General features: G+C 60.3%; 15 protein-coding genes. 5 read left to right on the top strand and 10 right to left on the bottom strand.

Annotated features, from left to right (window positions below; translation table 11 throughout):
• Positions 1-7: 7 nt before the first annotated feature.
• From DES53_RS11670 to DES53_RS11650, 5 genes are all read right to left on the bottom strand, one after another.
• A complete protein-coding gene (locus DES53_RS11670; RefSeq protein ID WP_113958437.1) occupies positions 8-841 on the bottom strand; it encodes an ABC transporter permease in 834 nt (277 codons plus the stop codon).
• The gene (gene wecB / locus DES53_RS11665; protein ID WP_113958436.1) at positions 820-2,013 is read right to left on the bottom strand and encodes a non-hydrolyzing UDP-N-acetylglucosamine 2-epimerase; all 1,194 of its coding nucleotides are present in this window, start codon (positions 2,011-2,013) and stop codon (positions 820-822) included. Before wecB ends, DES53_RS11670 begins: the two co-directional genes overlap by 22 nt.
• 119 nt (positions 2,014-2,132) lie before the next feature.
• Positions 2,133-3,287 (bottom strand): glycosyltransferase, encoded by a 1,155-nt coding sequence (locus DES53_RS11660; protein ID WP_170157035.1) that lies wholly within the window; start codon positions 3,285-3,287, stop codon positions 2,133-2,135.
• Positions 3,288-3,291: 4 nt separating this feature from the next.
• Positions 3,292-5,052, bottom strand: coding sequence for a carbamoyltransferase family protein (locus DES53_RS11655; protein WP_113958434.1), 1,761 nt, complete (start codon positions 5,050-5,052; stop codon positions 3,292-3,294).
• 186 nt (positions 5,053-5,238) lie between these two features.
• Complete coding sequence (locus DES53_RS11650) at positions 5,239-5,556, bottom strand: hypothetical protein (RefSeq protein ID WP_147263354.1); 318 nt, start codon at positions 5,554-5,556, stop codon at positions 5,239-5,241.
• Between the two features lie 93 nt (positions 5,557-5,649).
• Between DES53_RS11650 and DES53_RS11645 the strand changes: the two genes are divergently transcribed.
• The gene (locus tag DES53_RS11645; RefSeq protein WP_211325523.1) at positions 5,650-6,999 is read left to right on the top strand and encodes a carbon-nitrogen hydrolase family protein; all 1,350 of its coding nucleotides are present in this window, start codon (positions 5,650-5,652) and stop codon (positions 6,997-6,999) included.
• 6 nt (positions 7,000-7,005) lie between these two features.
• On the opposite strand, the gene DES53_RS11640 is transcribed toward DES53_RS11645, so the two are convergent.
• Positions 7,006-7,935 (bottom strand): dihydrodipicolinate synthase family protein, encoded by a 930-nt coding sequence (locus DES53_RS11640; RefSeq protein ID WP_113958431.1) that lies wholly within the window; start codon positions 7,933-7,935, stop codon positions 7,006-7,008.
• 185 nt (positions 7,936-8,120) lie between these two features.
• Between DES53_RS11640 and DES53_RS11635 the strand changes: the two genes are divergently transcribed.
• From DES53_RS11635 to DES53_RS11620, 4 genes are all read left to right on the top strand, one after another.
• A complete protein-coding gene (locus DES53_RS11635) occupies positions 8,121-9,014 on the top strand; it encodes a phosphatidate cytidylyltransferase (RefSeq protein WP_113958430.1) in 894 nt (297 codons plus the stop codon).
• Between the two features lie 198 nt (positions 9,015-9,212).
• Positions 9,213-10,418, top strand: coding sequence for a 1-deoxy-D-xylulose-5-phosphate reductoisomerase (locus tag DES53_RS11630; protein WP_113958429.1), 1,206 nt, complete (start codon positions 9,213-9,215; stop codon positions 10,416-10,418).
• Positions 10,418-12,679 (top strand): glycosyltransferase family 2 protein, encoded by a 2,262-nt coding sequence (locus tag DES53_RS11625; RefSeq protein ID WP_170157034.1) that lies wholly within the window; start codon positions 10,418-10,420, stop codon positions 12,677-12,679. Before DES53_RS11630 ends, DES53_RS11625 begins: the two co-directional genes overlap by 1 nt.
• Positions 12,676-13,662 carry a methyltransferase domain-containing protein gene (locus DES53_RS11620; protein ID WP_113958427.1) on the top strand — a complete coding sequence of 329 codons (987 nt, stop codon included), beginning with the start codon at positions 12,676-12,678 and terminating at the stop codon, positions 13,660-13,662. The genes DES53_RS11625 and DES53_RS11620 overlap by 4 nt, the downstream gene beginning before the upstream one ends.
• A 38-nt stretch (positions 13,663-13,700) precedes the next feature.
• On the opposite strand, the gene thiS is transcribed toward DES53_RS11620, so the two are convergent.
• The 4 genes from thiS to DES53_RS32940 form a co-directional block, all read right to left on the bottom strand.
• Positions 13,701-13,904 carry a sulfur carrier protein ThiS gene (gene thiS / locus DES53_RS11615; protein WP_113958426.1) on the bottom strand — a complete coding sequence of 68 codons (204 nt, stop codon included), beginning with the start codon at positions 13,902-13,904 and terminating at the stop codon, positions 13,701-13,703.
• 61 nt (positions 13,905-13,965) lie between these two features.
• Positions 13,966-15,912: a SpoIIE family protein phosphatase gene (locus DES53_RS11610; protein WP_113958425.1), complete on the bottom strand. Its 1,947-nt coding sequence runs from the start codon at positions 15,910-15,912 to the stop codon at positions 13,966-13,968.
• A gap of 15 nt (positions 15,913-15,927) precedes the next feature.
• Positions 15,928-16,284: an STAS domain-containing protein gene (locus DES53_RS11605; RefSeq protein WP_113958424.1), complete on the bottom strand. Its 357-nt coding sequence runs from the start codon at positions 16,282-16,284 to the stop codon at positions 15,928-15,930.
• Between the two features lie 21 nt (positions 16,285-16,305).
• Positions 16,306-16,728: an ATP-binding protein gene (locus tag DES53_RS32940; RefSeq protein WP_170157033.1), complete on the bottom strand. Its 423-nt coding sequence runs from the start codon at positions 16,726-16,728 to the stop codon at positions 16,306-16,308.
• Between the last annotated feature and the right edge of the window lie 191 nt (positions 16,729-16,919).

Below are 16,919 nucleotides of genomic sequence, written 5' to 3'. Positions count from 1 at the left end.
GGGACGATTAAATGACATCAGCAAAGGTGCGTTCTGTCTTTCGAAAATAGCTGACGCCCCACACAAGCATGATGAAGCTCAAAGCGGTGGAGATGCAGAAACTGGGCAGATGCACTGGCGCAGACTGGCACACTGCCCAGCGGAAACCATCGATGACACCTACCATCGGATTCAGCGAATAGACCATCTGCCATCCGGCCCCGAACTTCTCGCCGATGACAGAGCTTGAGAAACCTACAGGCGACACATAGAGGCCGAATTGCATGACGAAGGGAATGACGTACCTGAAATCGCGGTACTTCACATTCAACGCAGTCACCAGCAGGCCCGGTCCCAGAGCTGCGATCAGTGCCAGAAGAATGAAGATGGGAAGGGTGATGAGCCGCCACGTGGGCCAGTATCCGTACGCCGCCATGAAGACTGGCAGAATGCCGAGGCAAATGAGGCAGTCGATGAGCGCTACGATCACCGCGCTCGCAGGCAGGATCATGCGTGGAAAGTAGATCTTCGAGATGAGATTCGAATTTCCAATCAGGCTCTGGCTCGACTCCCCCAGCGAGCTGGCAAAGAAAACCCAGGGGATATTTCCAGCGAGCACGAGGATGGGATAGGGCACACCATTGGAGGGGAGCCCGGCAATCTTCCCGAAGGCGAAGACCAGAATCAGCGTGGTGAGCAGGGGGCGCAGCACCGCCCAGGCGATGCCCACGACGGTCTGCTTGTAGCGCACCAGCACATCGCGCCACGCCAGGAAACCAAAGAGTTCGCGATAGCGCCACAGGTCGCGCCAGTAGTGGGCTTCCGTGCGGCCGGCTTCTATTACCAGTGATTCGTGGCGCATGCCTGGAGAATGAACTTTTGGGTCAATGCCGCCAGTGGGGCGATGCTCCAGACCATGCGCTGGAGTGCGGTGGCAATCTTTTCTGACGCCGTGCCGTCACCGAAGGGGTTCTTGCGATTGGCCATGGTGGCGTAGGCATCGGCGTCTTCAAGGAGTCGGTTTGCCTCAGCGACGATGCGTGCCTCGTCCGTGCCCACGAGCATCGCGCACCCGGCATCGATCACTTCGGGGCGTTCCGTGGTGTCGCGCAGGACGAGCAATGGTTTGCCGAAGCTGGGTGCCTCTTCCTGAATGCCGCCGCTGTCACTCAAGATGAGCGTGGAGTGTTCCATCAACCACAGCAGGGTGGGGTAGCTCACCGGTTCCAGCAGATGGACGCGGGGGTGGTCCTTTAGGATGGTGAAGACCTGCTGCCGCACATTGGGATTGAGGTGCACCGGATAGACAATCACCGCGTCCTCATGCCGATCCGCCAGGGCACGCAGGGCACGGCACATGGAGGCCATGCCTTCTCCGAACGATTCGCGACGATGTCCCGTGACCAGCAACAGGCGTTTCACCTGGAGATCCGCTGCCACGTGCGCGGGCACCTCCGCAGGAGCCTCCTTGGGAAGTCCGGCTCGCACCCACTGCAGCGCGTCCACGACAGTATTTCCCGTGAGATGAATCTGACTCTCTGACACACCTTCACGGCGGAGATTTTCCGCGGACCTCTCGGTGGGCACGAAGTGCAGGGAAGCTACTTTGGTAATGATGCTGCGGTTCACCTCTTCGGGGAACGGCGAATAGATTTGCCCCGTGCGCAGGCCGGCTTCCACATGGCCGACCACGATGCGGCGGTAGAACCCGCACATGGCGCCGCACATGGCAGTGGTGGTGTCGCCTTGCACGAGGATGGCATCAGGTTTGACCTCCTCGAGCACGCGGTCAATCGCAGCAAATGCGAGACTGCTGATGCCTGCCAGCGTTTGCCCCGGTGTCATCAATCCCAGATCAATATCTGTTTTCAGGCCGAAGGCATTCATGGCCTGGTCGAGCATCTCGCGGTGCTGTCCCGTCGAGCACACCACCGTTTCGAAGTCCGCTTCGCGCTTGCGCAGGGCCATGATGACCGGGGCCAGCTTGATGGCTTCAGGACGGGTGCCGAGGAGAACGAGGATACGTCGCTTCATGAATTGCTTGCGGAGTACTTGGTTGCTGGTGGGGTGGTTGTATACAACTCAGCACCAGTACATCCATCTTTATGCGGAGAAAACAAGCGGGTGCTTTTTTGGATGAAACATCGTGGGTTTCAATTTCCTTGCAGATTGCATTCCGCGCGGGCCAGTTCCTTTTCGCGTTGCGTGAGGGACTCCATGGGGGGCATGTCAACCAGTTGGAGAATCCGTTTCCAGCGCTGGCTCCAGTCATGACGGCGCAACGTGTTCGAAATGCTGTTCCGCCGCGCAGCCGCGAGGCGTTCCGGCTGCCAGCGGAGATCTTTGATGAACTCCAGCGGGTGGGTGCAATCGTAGGGCATGGGAATCACGGCATCTTCCCAGTCGAAATACTCCCGAAAGGTATCGCAATCTGGCGCCATGCCGATTTGGATCGCCCCCCCTGCGGCTCCTTCGAACAACCGGGCGCCCACCGCTTCAACTCCTCCTGTGAGGGACTCAAGTGAAACGTTGTGCTTGAAGCTGACGAAGAATTCGCTGCGCTTGATGTTGTTTGCGATCAATTCGCGGTGTTCCCGCCAGTTCATCACATCGAAGCCCGCCGCTGTGTCATAGAGATAGAATACTCTGCCGGCTTCTGCATCGCGCATGAGTGCCTGGTGAATTGCGGGGGAACGGCGACCCATGCTGAAAACTTCAATGGGTCTCGGCGCATTGAGGGAGCGAGGACAAAAGCGCAGCGCGTCAATGCCCACTGGAAGGTGATGGCACGGACGCCCGGTCAGCGATTCGAGCTGCCCCACCTGGGGGCAATGGCAGATGATGAAGTCGAACTGGCCAAGCAACTCAAAACACGCTCGTTTCTGCGGTTTTGAAAACTCATGCGGCCAGTGCTCACCCAGGTAGCAGACAGTCTTGCGGCAATTCTTTTTCCAGTTCGCGATGGATCGGATGGTGGGAATTTCAGAGGCGTACTCAAAGATGGCGAACCCGAGCTCATAGGTGCCCGGAAGATGGCTCTCTTCGACCTGGGTCGTTGGCGGAGAGGGCAGCCCGAGTCGGAACTTGATCTTATCCGCCATTCTCGATGCCAGGTAGGATGCAGACCTTGCTCGTAGCATCGCTGGAGCGTGATAGTCCACGTCGTCAACAGTCCCAATGACATTCTCAAATTCGTAAAATGCTGACCGGTAGACCTTCTGGGAGAACCTCCTTCTCGAAAAGATGACCACACGTCCCTCGCCACGGGGAGGGGGCACATGCGGATCAAACTCCGAAGCTTCGTGCATGGTCCTATCCACGTCGCTGCAGCATCTGGTTTCCCAGCACCAGCACATCCATCTTCGTGCGGAGAAAGCAATCGAGGGCTTCCTTGGGATGGCACACGACAGGTTCGTTTTCGTTGAAACTCGTGTTCAGCACCATGGGCACCCCGGTGAGATCGCGGAAGTGCTCAATGACCCGATGATACATTGGGTTGGTCTCGCGATACACCGTCTGCAAGCGGCCGCTGCCATCCACGTGCGTCACTGCCGGGATTTTTGAGCGACGCTCTTCGCGGACCTGGTACACCTGCATCATGAAGGGCACGTCGTCGTCTGTCTCGAACCACTCTCCGACGGCCTCACGCAGCACACTCGGCGCAAAGGGACGGAAAGATTCGCGGCGCTTGATCTTCGCGTTCAGAATGTCCTTCATGTCCGCGCGACGGGGATCGCCGAGGATGCTGCGATTTCCCAGCGCACGCGGACCCCACTCCAGGCGTCCTTGAAACCAGCCAATGACTTTGCCTTCGCTGATGGCCTGCGCAGTGGAGGCGCAGAGCTTTTCTGTCTCATCTGCTGTGTAGGCAGTCACCTCGCAGCCGGCATCGCGAATGCGGGCCTGCTCGGCGTTCAGGAGCGACCTGTAGTCTTCCTCGCTGAATTGCGGACCCCAGTACGCGTGCAGGCAGTGATGGCGCGGAACGCTGGCGCCCCCGAGTTGCTGCGCCACGACCATTCCCGCACCGATGGCGCCTCCGGCATCACCCGCGGCACTCTGGATGTAGAGCTTCTTGAAGGGGCTGCGGGAAAAGACCTTGCCGTTCGCGACGGAGTTCATTGCGCAGCCACCGCTGAGCGTCAGGGCATCACACTGGTACTTCTTGTGGAGCGACGCCAGCATGGCGAAGAACGCCTCTTCGTACATCGCCTGCACACTGCGTGCGATGTCCTTGTGCCGCTGGTCCAGGGGTTCCTCCTTCTTGCGCGCCGGACCGAGCAGTTCCTCAAGGGCAGGAGTGTAGAGCGTTCCCACCTCAGGGGAGCCTTTGTCCCAGGTGTACGGCACTGCCTCGCGATGATGGCGGAAGTACCGCAGGTCGAGCTCGAAGGTCCCGTCCGCCTGTACGCGCACAATCTGGCGCATCAGATCCAGGTGTTCGGGCTTGCCGTAGGGGGCCAGGCCCATGATCTTGTACTCGTCACCGTAGTGGGGGAAGCCCAGCCACTGGGTCATGACGGAGTAGAAGATACCCAGCGAGTGCGGGAAGTATACGCGCCCCTCCACGCTGAGAGACTGGCCTCTGCCCATGCCCCAGGCGGCGCTGGCAAAGTCGCCCATGCCGTCCACGGAAAGGTTCACGGCTTCGTCGAAGGGGCTGCACAGGTAGGAGGACGCCAGGTGGGCCAGATGGTGCTCGATGTGGTGCACCTCGGCGCGCATCTTCTCCTGAGGAAAGGCGTCCGCGATCTTCTCGCCCACGCTTTTCGCCTTGCTGCGCTTCCGCAGGCGCTCCATCACCAGCCCGAGGTCGGGCCGATGCCGGATGAGGTGAAGCAACCGGCGGAGGTTGTTGACGCGCGGGTTGAGATTGATGGCGATGTGTTCGAGATCGCCAAACTGCGCGCCCGCCTCCTTCAGGCAGTACTTCATGGACTCGACCGGCAGACCTGCCCAGTGCTTGATGCGCAGGAAACGCTCCTCTTCGACAGCGGCGATCAATTTCCCATCCTTGATGATGGCGGCGGACGAGTCGCCGTGCCAGGCGTTGATTCCTAAGACTAGAGCCACAATTTAGTAGGAAACAGGAATTTTGCCCTTACTCGGGCACGCTGCCGCCATTGGTCGACGACCCGAGAAATGGCGATTATCGTTGAGGCTCAAGGCTTTACGCATGAGCGGCCCAGACTAAACACTGCGCCGCATTCATTTGAAAGACAAAACTCGTGTCATTGTGCTCACGTACAGAGCCCTTGATCAAGGCTTCACTACGACGCGGCCATTTTCGAAGTCCAGGCAACGTTCGCGGAGCCCGTGCTGCACATTCTTGGGAATGTGGACGATGATGCGGCCCATGCGGTAGCAGCGGTACTCTGGGACGGTTTCCTGAGGCACCCACAGCACCTGCCACCAGGCACGCCCCTTCATGGGACCAGACGCGCAGCGGATGTAGTCCAGCGTCATGACCCGGCGGGGATGGGCCTCGGCGTGCTTCAGGTACACTCCGGCGAGGTACTCGGCAAAGACCTCAGTGTAGATGACGCCGCAGGGCAGTTTGGCTAGCGTGCAGGGCATGAGTGCGGTGCTGCCCATGCATCGCCTGTGGAGGGGGCCTGTGCAACCGGCTCTTTGCTGGAAAATCGCCACATTCCGCGCCGTATGGGCTGCATGACCGCAAGCATCCTTCGCGCTGCCCTTCTTGTCTCCGCGCTCACCGGTTCTCTGTTGCAGGGGGCGCCTCCGCCGTCGAACTGGCAATCGTGGGCGCCACGTGAAGAGATCTCGCCGCACTTCGCCCATCAAGAGAAAGGGGGCATCGATGGCAAAGGATCGTTTGTCATTGAGTCTGACAAGCGTGAGGGACAGCAGGGGGCATGGAAGGGCGAGTTTCCCGTGCAGGGAGGCAGGCCGCATCGCTTCTCAGTCTGGTACAAGGCGACCGGCGTAGAAAATGCCGACCACAGCATCATCACCCGCATCCTCTGGCGCGATGCGCAGGACAAGCCGGTGAAGCACGCTGAGCCCACCTTCACCGCCTATCGCAAAGGCGAGCCGCCCAAGTCAGAGCCCGAGTACCCGAGGCGGAAAGCAGTGGCCAAGAATGGCTGGACGGAAATGAGCGACACCTACCTCGTGCCACCGGGAGCGACGAAGGGCATGGTGGAACTGTATCTACAGTGGCAGCCAGGTGCCCGCGTGGAGTGGAGCGGTGCTGGTCTTGCCGAGGTGGCTGAGATGCCCTCACGCAAGGTGCGTCTGGCAACGGTTCACTTCCAGCCTCGCGAGGGAAAGACGCTGCTGGAAAAAGCCCGCCTCTTTGAACCCCTGCTCGCCGAGGCTGCGAAGCAGAAAGCCGACTTTGTGGTGCTGCCGGAGACGCTCACCTATTACGGCAGTGGCAAACCCATGGTCGAGTGTGCAGAGACAGTGCCGGGCAGTGTGACGGATTACTTCGGCACACTGGCGAAACAGCACAACAACTACATCGTCGCCGGTCTCATTGAGCGTGATGGCGCCCTGGTGTACAACGTGGCGGTGCTGATTGGGCCGGACGGGAAAGTGGCGGGCAAGTATCGCAAGTGTTCCCTGCCGCGTAGCGAAGTCGAGGCGGGCGTGACTCCGGGGCACGAGTACCCAGTCTTTACCACCCGCTTTGGCAAGGTGGGCATGATGGTGTGTTATGACGGATTCTTCCCCGAGGTGGCGCGCCAGCTCACCATCAATGGCGCCGAGGTGATTGCATGGCCCGTTTGGGGGTGCAATCCGATGCTCGCCCAAGCCCGCGCGTGCGAAAACCATGTGTATGTGGTGAGTAGCACGTACGAAAAGCCTGAGACCGGCTGGATGCTCTCCGCCATCTACGGACACGACGGCACGGTGCTGAGCTATGCCAAAGAGTGGAGCACCGTGGTGGTGCAGGAGGTGGATCTGGAGAAGCGCGAGCATTGGCACAGCCTGGGCGACTTCAAGGCCCAGATCCCCAGCCACCGTCCTCCTTGGGTGGTAAATGCCAGATAGCCGGCGCTATTGCTCCATCAGCCAGTCAAAGAACCCCAGTGATTCCAGCTCGCTCTGGAGCACCTTCTTCTGGGAGTGATCGAGGGCGGTGTTGGGCAGACGGGGCGGCCCCACGGGCACGTTGAGCATTTCCATGGTCGCCTTTGCGGCGGCCATGTATCCGTGCCGGGCAAGCGTGCTGATGATTTGGGTGCTGCGAAGCTGCTCGCGGCGGGCGGTGTCCAGATCATTCTTCGCAAACGCCGCCATCAGCCGCTGATACACTGGGGCCGCAAAGTTGAAGCTGCTGCCCACTGCGCCACGTGCTCCAGTGGCCAGAGCACCAAGCATCCACTCGTCCATGCCCCAGGGTATGTCCCAGTAGCCAGGATCCATTTGCAGACACTGCAGGTAGGCCATGAGATCGGGATTGGTGAACTTCAGTCCCGCCAGGGTCGGGATGTGTTCTGCAGCCTTTGAGAGGAACTCGGGCATCGAAAAGGACACCCCTGTCATAGACGGGATGTCGTAGTGGTAGAAGGGTGTGTCCGGCGCTGCGGCCGCGATCTGGGCTGCGCAGGAGATGAGCGCGTCCAAATTGCGTGGCTTGAAATACGAAGGCGCGAGGGCGGAGATGGCTGCCGCACCGTGTTCCTGGGCGTGAGAGGCGAGAGCTGCGGCGTCTTCAAGGCAGTTGGAACCGACGTGGACAATCACCCGCATGGGCGTGCCTTTCACGACGCTCATCCAGCGCTCCGTAAGGGCAAGGCGCTCGCGAAGGGTGAGAGAGTGGCTTTCACCGGTGCTGCCGCCGATGAAGACGGAACCGATCTTCCACTTCAACAAATGGGCCGCGAGGGGGGCGACAGCGTCCAGGTGGAGTGCACCATCAGGATGGAACGGCGTGTGGGTGGCAGGGGTGAGGCCAATGAGGCGCTGGGACTCGGGCAGGTTCATGAAGGCTGGAACGGGGAGGCGAAAGCGGCCAGCCTAGGCAAGGAAGAAGCATCGTCGCGGGGAGAATGCTGGTCTGGCGAGCAGACCAGTGGAGTGCAGCGGGACGATTCGGATTCAACATCGCCTTAAAGTCTTGTTTGCCTGATGGGCGCAATTTGCTTTGATGGCCGTTTTCCGACCACAGCATGTCCGCGCCCCAGAGCACTTCTCAGCCTCCCAGCAAGGGGAAGGTGTTTGTCATTCGATTGGGCAGCACGCTCGCACTCTGGGCGTTCATCACGGTGGGCTTGCTCACGGGGCTGGACTGGCTGTTGCTGCTGATGATTGCGCTGGCAGGCATCGGCACTTCCGCGGAGTACTTCCGCCTGGAGGCCCGGGACACGAAGGCCAGAGCCTACCGCTGGGTCGGTTTCGGCCTGTGCGTCGTCTTTTGGGCAGTCATGGCCTGGCAATCCATTCCGCAAAGCGTGGAGCCCCCCTGGTGGCTGGAGGCGGCCTTCCTCGCCGCGACCGTTCAGGCGGCCTTCCTGCCGGCATTGGCTCATTCGTTGGAGGGCCGTGATACGCTGGTGCGCATCTATTTCACCATCTTCGGCGTCATTTACACGGCGCTCATGATGGGATTCCTGGCGCGCATTCTCTTCATGGAGCAGGCCGCGAGCGGGTCCCACCTGCTCCTCATGGCCATCATGGTCACGAAGTTCAGTGACATGGGCGCATATGCTTTTGGTTCCTGGTTTGGGAAGCACAAGATGATCCCCCACATCAGTCCGGCAAAGACTTGGGAGGGACTGAGTGGTGCCTTCACGGGGGCCTACGTCGCCATGTGCAGCATGATGTTCATTGTGCCGGACAAGCTCGCACCGCTCAACTGGACCTCGGCGCTCATCCTGGCGCCCATTCTCTGCATTGCGGCCGTGATTGGTGACCTTGCGGAGTCCGTGCTGAAGCGCTGCCACAGCATCAAGGACTCTGGTCACAAGCTGCCCGGTATTGGGGGGATCCTCGACCTCACGGACAGCCTGCTCTTCACCGCGCCTGTTTGCTACTTCTACCTGCGCGTGATTGGCCAGGCGTAGTCTGCCGGCTGGGCTGGCACAGGTCGGGGCCATGGCCGTGCCTCGTGGCGTGGGCAGGGGACGCTTCGCGGGTCAATTTCCACCCCAGGTGCCATCGCCTTGGAATCCGGCACGCGCAGCGCTTTCCGCTTGCGGGCGTGCCGTCGCAATCGAAGGGTTGCCACTGCTTCAAACCGCATGGCAGACATCTCACACCGAATGACCTCCCAGCCCCAGCAGGCGTGGGATAAGAATGCATCCTCAAGTGCACCGGTTCGTCGGCGCAAGGTCCTGGTGCTGGGGTCCACCGGTTCGATTGGCACCAGCGCCATGAAGGTGGCGCGCGATATTCCGGATCGCATGGAGATCGTCGGCCTCGCTGCGCAACGCAGTGTAGATACCCTCGTGGCCCAGGTTGCGGAGACCGGAGTGAAGCAGGTCTGTGTGACCGACGAAGACGCCGCCAGGCGCGCGCGGGAATTGCTGCCGCAGGACGTGCGGGTCTTCGCAGGAAATGGCGGCCTCGTGGAAATTGTGCGGGAATCTGATGCAGACATGGTGCTGGTGGCCATCGTCGGTGTGGCAGGTCTTGCACCTTCTTTGGAGGCCATCGAGCGGGGCATGGATCTCGCGGTGGCCAGCAAGGAGATTCTCGTCATGGCTGGCGAAGCGGTGATGTCTTCCGCGGCACGGAAAAAGGTGAGCGTGCTCCCCGTGGACAGTGAGCACAACGCGATCTTCCAATGCCTGGAGCAACGCGATCCTTCGCACACCCGCCGACTCCTGCTCACGGCGAGCGGTGGACCGTTTCGCAAGGCGGCGGCCGCGGATCTGGAGCACGTGACGGTGGCCCAGGCACTGAAGCATCCTACCTGGAATATGGGACGGAAGATCACCATCGACTCCGCCACCTTGTTCAACAAGGGGCTGGAGATGATCGAGGCACACTGGCTCTTTGGCGTGCCCATGAGTCGTGTGGATGTGGTGGTGCATCCCCAGAGCATTGTGCACAGCATGGTCGAGTTCGTGGACAATTCCGTGCTCGCCCAGCTCAGTCATAGTGACATGTGTTTTCCTATCCAGTATGCCGTCACCTGGCCGGCTCGCGTGCCGAACAATCTCCCGCCGCTGGATTTTGCAAAGCTTGCGACGCTGCATTTTGAAGCGCCGCGTGAAGACGTCTTCCCCGCACTGCGGCTCGCACGTGAGGCGGGGGATGCCGGCGGTACCCTGCCTGCAGTGATGAACGCTGCGAATGAAGTCGCGGTGGAGGCCTTCCTGGCCAGCCGCATCAAATTCACGGCCATCTGGGAAACCGTGGAGCGTGTGATGCAGGAGCACACCAATGTGGCACACCCGGTCTTGGACCAACTCGTGGAAGCGGACGCATGGGCGCGTCGTGCCACCACCCGTCATCTTGCGTGATGAACTCTGCAGCCTTCAGCCATCGTGATCCACCCGGGTTCGTGATGGGCACGGCGGCATCGGGGCATACATTTGCCTTCTCAGTAACTCCGGCCCGTGAGGAGTCTGCTGGCGTTTTGGCACGCCGGGCGAAGCTTCGCGAAGTCGACCTTTGCGTGACGGTCCTGTCTGATTCCTGCAACCTGCAGGGATGGTTCGTGCCCCCCCGGGATACGGAGATCTTTGGGATCCGCGCGGTCCATGGGCAGTCCATTTTGGTGGCCAAGCGCAAACAGTTTCGTCCTGAGGCCCTGATGCAGCATCCTGGCAGACCGGAGGCGCTCTATTCTGGTTTCTCGATCGAGTTGAAGTTGCAATCCGGGTGGACCCGCTTTGAGCTGCAGTACAAGTCTGAGCAGCGGAAGTGGGTGCCGTTTGCAAAGTGTGATGTGCGTCTGCCCTGGGCCTGGAGGCTCATGAAGCGCTTCGTCCGTCGCGCGGCTGCCAACAGCTATGAACGCTGGCTGCGGAGCCACGGCGATCCGGATGCGATGGAATTGGAAGCCATGCGGAATGCCCTAGGGCGCATGCCCGGCCAGCCGCTGTTGTCCGTATTGATGCCGGTCTATGATTCGCCGGAACGCTGGCTGCTCCGTGCCATCCAATCCGTGCAGCACCAGGTGTATCCCAATTGGGAGTTGTGCATCGCGGATGATTGCTCTCCATCTCCCCAGACCCGTGAGTTTCTACAGAAGCAGGCAGCGCTGGATCCTCGCATCAAGCTGTGCCTGCGTTCGGAAAATGGCCACATCTGCAAAGCCTCGAACTCGGCGCTTGAGTTGTGCACGGGCGAGTTCACCGTGCTGCTGGATCATGACGATGAACTCCCGCCACATGCGCTGTTCCACATCGCTTGGGAGGCGGCTCATCACCCTGAGGCGGGCATCATCTTCAGTGATGAAGACAAGATCGATGCCAGCGGCGTGCGAACCGGCCCCTATTTCAAGCCCGGTTGGAATTACGATCTGCTGCTCGGGCAGAATTGTGTGAGCCATCTCGGATCTTTTCGCACCAGCCTGCTTCGCGAGGTGGGAGGATTCCGGCCTGGCTACGAAGGCAGCCAGGATTGGGATATCACGCTGCGTGCCCTGACCCACTGCGGGCGAGACAAGGTGCGGCACATTCCCCGGGTGCTCTATCACTGGCGCACTCTTCCTACTTCGACTGCCTCCACGAATGATGCCAAACCCTATGCGGCGTCCGCAGGGTACCGTGCGGTGGAGGACCACCTGCGTGTCACGGGGACTGGTGCCGTATTGCAGCCGCTGGACGGAGGAAAGTGGCAGGTGATCTGGCCTCTGCCCGACCCACCGCCTCGCGTCTCCATCATCATCCCCACCAGGGATCGGCATGCGCTCCTTCGTGATGCCATGGAGTCCCATGCGAGCATCACTGAATACCCGGATGTGGAATTGATTGTCGTAGACAACGATTCCACCTGTGTGGAAACGCTCGGCTATTTGCGGAAGCTGGAGGCGGCTGGTCTCAATGCCAAAGTCATCCGGCACACCGGAGCCTTCAACTGGTCGGCTCTTAATAATTTGGGCGCCAGTGTGGCTACAGGCTCGGTGCTCGTCTTCCTGAACAACGACGTGCGCATCACCAATCCGGACTGGCTCTGCGAACTGGTGCGCCAGGCCTGTCGCAAGGAAGTGGGAGCCGTGGGTGCCCGCCTTCTGTACGAGCGGGGCCTCATCCAGCATGCCGGTGTGGTGCTCAGCATGGTGGGAATTGCCGGACATGTATTCCGTAATTCGCCACCAGATGCTCCGTCGATAGGTGGGCCACCGGATCTCGTGCGGGAAGTTTCTGCAGTTACCGGCGCTTGTCTGGCGGTGCGTCGTGATGTCTTCGAGCGGGCAGGCAGATTTGATGAAGTGACGTTCCCCATCGCCTACAACGACGTGGAGTTTTGCCTGCGTCTTCGGGACATGGGGTTGACCAACATCTACACTCCATTCGCCACCCTGGTGCACCATGAATCCCAAAGCCGCCGGACGCTAGAAGCCACCTCTGAACGCAAGGCTGCGATCGCCCTTGAAGCGCACGAACTGATGCGCCGGTGGCCGCTGCTGGTCCATCGCGACCCGTGCTACAACATCAATCTGTCCCTGGATGCCGAGCTTCCCATCATGGCAAGGCCCCGGCGTGAGTGGCCCTGGCTGCAAGCCCAGGGGCCGTGCACGGCGTTCCAATCCCAGTCTCCATCCCGAAGTCTATGAAGTTTCCGTTTGTCCGAAGGAAGAAGCACGAGGCCGCACTGCTCCATGAAAAGGCCCGTCGTGTGAAAGCCAGGGAAGCCGGCGAGCATTCCAAGAAAGTGGCGGAACGTGCCAAGAGGATGGCTGGGGATGCCAAGGCCGCCGCCGAGCTTGCAAGGGCGCAAGTGCCGCCGCTGGAGCAGCGGATTTCAGACCTGCTCGCGGAGCAGCAATTCTTGAAGGAGCGATTGCAGGCTGCCGAACGCGCGCGGTCCGAGATTGTCGCGCAGGTGCAGGGGCACGTGGATTTGCGCTCCCTGCTTGCACTCAAGCTTTCCGGAGAAGGCATCGAGATCGGCGCGCTGCATTTCCCTTTGCAGGTGCCTCCTGGAGTGAAGGTCCGCTATGTGGACAAGCGCACGAAGGCTGAAAACGAGGCGACGTTCCCTGAACTCGCGGCAAAGGGCATCGTGGAGACCGACTGGGTTGGCGATGGCCAGTGGCTCGAAGGCATGGCGGATGAAAGCCAGGATTTCGTCATCGCGAACCACATGCTGGAGCACTGCGTGAACCCGCTGAAGACGCTGGAGCACTTCCTTCGTGTTCTCAGGACAGGCGGGCGACTCTTCATCGCCCTTCCCGACAAGCGATTCACCTTTGATGTGAAGCGTCCCATCACTCCGTTTGAACATGTGCTACGTGACTACCGCATCAACCGTGAGGTGGAGGAACGCGAAATGTATGAAGAGTATCGCGACTTCGTGGATGCGTCGTTCGATGTGGACAAGGCCTTGCGGACCAGGGCGGACATCCATCACCACGTGTGGACTCAGGCGGAAGTGCTGGAGTTCTTCACGGAAGCGAGACGCAGGCTGGGATGGCCCTTGGAAATCGAGTTTTTCGGCAAGCAGGGTATTGAGGTCGTTCTGGTGCTGCAGAAGATCGATCCTGTGCATGAAGATCATGCCAAGCGATATGCGCCCGCTGCCCCAACCGAGCCCTGAACTCGGTGCAGTTCCAGTATTCTCTTGAGAAGCACTGTTCAGCCGCCCGCGGTGATCTGCACCAGCTCGAGCACGTCGCCTTCTGCTACTGGCGTGGAGGCCAGCTCACGTGGGAAAAGTGCGCGTTGATTGAGTTCCACCACCACCGGCTTCCCGGTCATCCCTAGCTGATCCAGCAGTGTAGCCACGGTGGGCGTGGGGCTGGGGAAATCCGTGGGAGTGCCGTTGACGGTAACTTGCATGAAGTGGGGATGAAGGTAGTTGCGCAAGATTCAGGAGAAGGTGTCTGAACGCAACGCAAGACTATCCCCGGGGCGCTTCTTTTGGATTGTAGCCCACGGCCAGGACGGTGAGGTCATCCGAGGCCTCGTGGCCCATGGCATGATGTTGCACGTCCGCGATGACGGTTTGCGTGAGCATCTCCACGGGGACATCCATGCTTCTTTCCAGCAGCGCTTCCAGACGGGCCGTGCTGTAGAGCTCGTTCTTCTGATTGAAGGCTTCAGTCACTCCGTCCGTGTAGAAGAAAACGCGGTCTTCGGGGTCGAGCTGTGTGGTGGCGGTTTTGAATTGGATGTCTTTCACCAGGCCCAGTGCCGGATTGCGTGCGCTTTCGATCTGCGTCGGCGGCTTCCCATGAGCGAGTCGGAAAGGAGGCAGGTGGCCCGCATTGCACATTTCCAACGTGCCGGTCTGCACATCGAGCATGGCGTACAGCAGCGTGACGAACATGCCGGTGTGCGTTTCCGCACAGAGTGCGTTGTTCACCCGTGCCATCACATCGGTCACCGTGCGTGTGGCATCCGCATGCGCCTGGAAGAGCGTCTGCGTCATCGCCATGAAGAGCGCAGCAGGCACACCCTTGCCCGAGACGTCGCCGATCAAAATGGAGAGCCTCCGGTCATCCAGAAACCGGTAGTCGTAGAAGTCGCCACCGACCTCGCGAGCCGGCTGGATGATGGCGTGCAAGGCCACTCGTGCGTGACCTTCCCACCCTGCTTTGTCCCGCCACTCACGCGGCAGCATGCTCATCTGGATGCTGCGGGCGGCATTGAGTTCCCCTGCCATGCGTTCCTTCAGCGTGGTGGTGTAGCGCAGCTCCTCCATGCGCATGCGGAGGTCCCGCGTCATCTTGTCGAAAGCTGAGGCCAGCTCCCGTACTTCGTCGATGTTGGAGCGCGCCTCAAGACGCTGGACCAGGTCGCCATCGGCAATTTTGCGGGCAGCACTGGCCAGCTCCGCCACAGGCTCGCTCACCGAGCGGGCCACGAGCCAGAGCACGGTGAAGAGGAACAGCAGACCCAGCACACCGATGATGAGCAGGTAGTTCAGCAGCCGGTGCGCATTCGCAAAAACCTCGCGCTCGGGGTAGACTAGGGCCAGCATGAAGTTGGCTGCGGGCACCGGAGAGTAGGCCACGCGTACAGGCCGCTTCTGCAAAGGATCGGTGGCGGCGATGAATCCCTCACTGCCAGGCATGAGCGCGGCTGCGAGCTCAGGATTGAGCTGCTCCAGCTTGGTGTTCATGATCTTGGCCCGGTCCGGACAGCCAAGAATGCGGCCCTCGGGACTGAGCAGAATGGCGTAGCCGGTCTCCGCGACCGTCAAAGCATTCAAATCTCCGAGCAGAGCCTCCAGGGAAATGTCGATCGTGGCCACACCCCAGAACTCGCCGGATGCGCCATCCGCGCTTGGCTTGCGAAAGGGGACACTGCGCGTGGTCATGATGACATTGCCGCCACCCGTATCGAAGTAGGGCTCTGTCCAGATCGCATGCCCGAGGCGTTTGGGATCATTGTACCAGGGCCAGTCGAAGTGATTGTAGCCAGGCGGGATCAGATTCTCGAATGTGGCCTGCCCATCCTTCCAGTAGGCGTAGGGACAGTAGTTCGTGACACCGGGGATGAACGTGTTGGGTTCAAAGGCCAGGCAGCTTCCGTAGATGCCCGGCGTCTTGGCCAGAGACTCGGTGATGTATTTCTGAACGGTCGCCTGATCCTTCATGGCACCGCTTTCGAAGAGGCGCGCGTGCATGTGAGGCACTTGGGCGGCCGTGGCCAGTACCTGGTCCAGCTTCGCGGCATGAATGCGCGCCATGCCCAGCGCCTCTGCCGTCGTGGACTGGATCGAATTGCTGAAGGTCAGGTACGTCACCAGCCCGAAGGCAAGGACGAGGAATGCCGCAGCTGGAATGCCAATCAGGCGGGTGAACCGCGACCTCAGCGAGCCTTTGAGCAGATTGGCAAACACCGTCGCGAGGGAGGATTAGGCAGCCGCTTGTGAGAGCGGCTGCATCTGGGCAAGAGCAGCGGCTCGTGACTCATACACCGTGAGGATGCGATCAAAGCCGATGGTCTCGAAAACCAGACGCACATTGGTCGTCAGTCCACAAAAAGCACACTTGCCACCAGTGGCTTCCTTGCGCTTCGCAACAAGGAGGAACACGCGCAGGCCGGCGCTGTTGATGTACTCCAGTGTGGTGCAGTCCACGAGGAGTTGGTTTTCGCCCGTGTCCGCAAGAGCCACGAGAGTGTTCTCCAATTCTCCGGCGTTCAGCGTGTCCACATGGCCACCAAGGCAGGCGATGGAAAGTCCAGGCTGGGTTTCAATGTTGAAGGTCATGGCAGGAGCGGGTGGGAGAATTCAGGCGACTTTTTTTGAGATCGTCAGGCGATTGCGTGTGCCAACGCGCTGGTAGTTCACAGAGTCCATCAGACTCCGGACCAGGTGAATGCCGAGCCCCCCGGGGTCGCGTTCATGGAGCGGCGCATCCACATCCGGGACAGGCATGGTCAGAGGGTTGAAGGCGCATCCGTCATCCTCCACCTCGGCGCGCACCTCGTCCTTCACGGTGCTGAGGCGCAGCACGATTTCCTTGGGGGGAGGGGGCTGCTTTTGGGAGTGGGTCACAATGTTCGTGACCAGTTCGTCCAGCGAAAGATTCACCACAAAGAGCGCATCTTCCGGAATGCCATGCCACTGGCCAAACTCACGCACAATCTTCCCGACGAGGACAGTCTCGCCAAGGTTCACATTGAGCCGGGTGCTGAGATTTCCGGGACGCATGGACAAGTAATAAACTCCCGTTGAATGATTCGCGCAAGCCTCTGTTTTTTGGCGGGAAGAATTGCTCAGAATTGCCCTCAGCCTTGAATGCCTTTCGGCCGACTGGGAATTCGAATATGGGTTGAGCAAATATTTACAACGGTGAACGCCAAACTTCCTTGTCGGAATTCGGGTTTCCTGATAGCACCGTA

It is taken from the genome of Roseimicrobium gellanilyticum, from assembly GCF_003315205.1.
Classification (GTDB): domain Bacteria; phylum Verrucomicrobiota; class Verrucomicrobiia; order Verrucomicrobiales; family Verrucomicrobiaceae; genus Roseimicrobium; species Roseimicrobium gellanilyticum.
Note: the sequence above shows the minus strand (reverse complement) of the source record. Positions and strands in the feature narration are given on the sequence as shown.

Bases quoted from the DNA above. Each gene is read 5' to 3' on its own strand.
- thiS (WP_113958426.1), bottom strand. From the start codon at position 13,904: ATGCAAGTTACCGTCAACGGCACTCCCACGGATTTCCCCAGCCCCACG.
- DES53_RS32940 (WP_170157033.1), bottom strand. From the start codon at position 16,728: ATGCGTCCCGGAAATCTCAGCACCCGGCTCAATGTGAACCTTGGCGAG.
- wecB (WP_113958436.1), bottom strand. From the start codon at position 2,013: ATGAAGCGACGTATCCTCGTTCTCCTCGGCACCCGTCCTGAAGCCATC.
- DES53_RS11640 (WP_113958431.1), bottom strand. From the start codon at position 7,935: ATGAACCTGCCCGAGTCCCAGCGCCTCATTGGCCTCACCCCTGCCACC.
- DES53_RS11670 (WP_113958437.1), bottom strand. From the start codon at position 841: ATGCGCCACGAATCACTGGTAATAGAAGCCGGCCGCACGGAAGCCCAC.
- DES53_RS11630 (WP_113958429.1), top strand. From the start codon at position 9,213: ATGACCTCCCAGCCCCAGCAGGCGTGGGATAAGAATGCATCCTCAAGT.
- DES53_RS11650 (WP_147263354.1), bottom strand. From the start codon at position 5,556: ATGCCCTGCACGCTAGCCAAACTGCCCTGCGGCGTCATCTACACTGAG.
- DES53_RS11625 (WP_170157034.1), top strand. From the start codon at position 10,418: ATGAACTCTGCAGCCTTCAGCCATCGTGATCCACCCGGGTTCGTGATG.
- DES53_RS11605 (WP_113958424.1), bottom strand. From the start codon at position 16,284: ATGACCTTCAACATTGAAACCCAGCCTGGACTTTCCATCGCCTGCCTT.
- DES53_RS11645 (WP_211325523.1), top strand. From the start codon at position 5,650: ATGACCGCAAGCATCCTTCGCGCTGCCCTTCTTGTCTCCGCGCTCACC.
- DES53_RS11660 (WP_170157035.1), bottom strand. From the start codon at position 3,287: ATGCACGAAGCTTCGGAGTTTGATCCGCATGTGCCCCCTCCCCGTGGC.
- DES53_RS11635 (WP_113958430.1), top strand. From the start codon at position 8,121: ATGTCCGCGCCCCAGAGCACTTCTCAGCCTCCCAGCAAGGGGAAGGTG.
- DES53_RS11620 (WP_113958427.1), top strand. From the start codon at position 12,676: ATGAAGTTTCCGTTTGTCCGAAGGAAGAAGCACGAGGCCGCACTGCTC.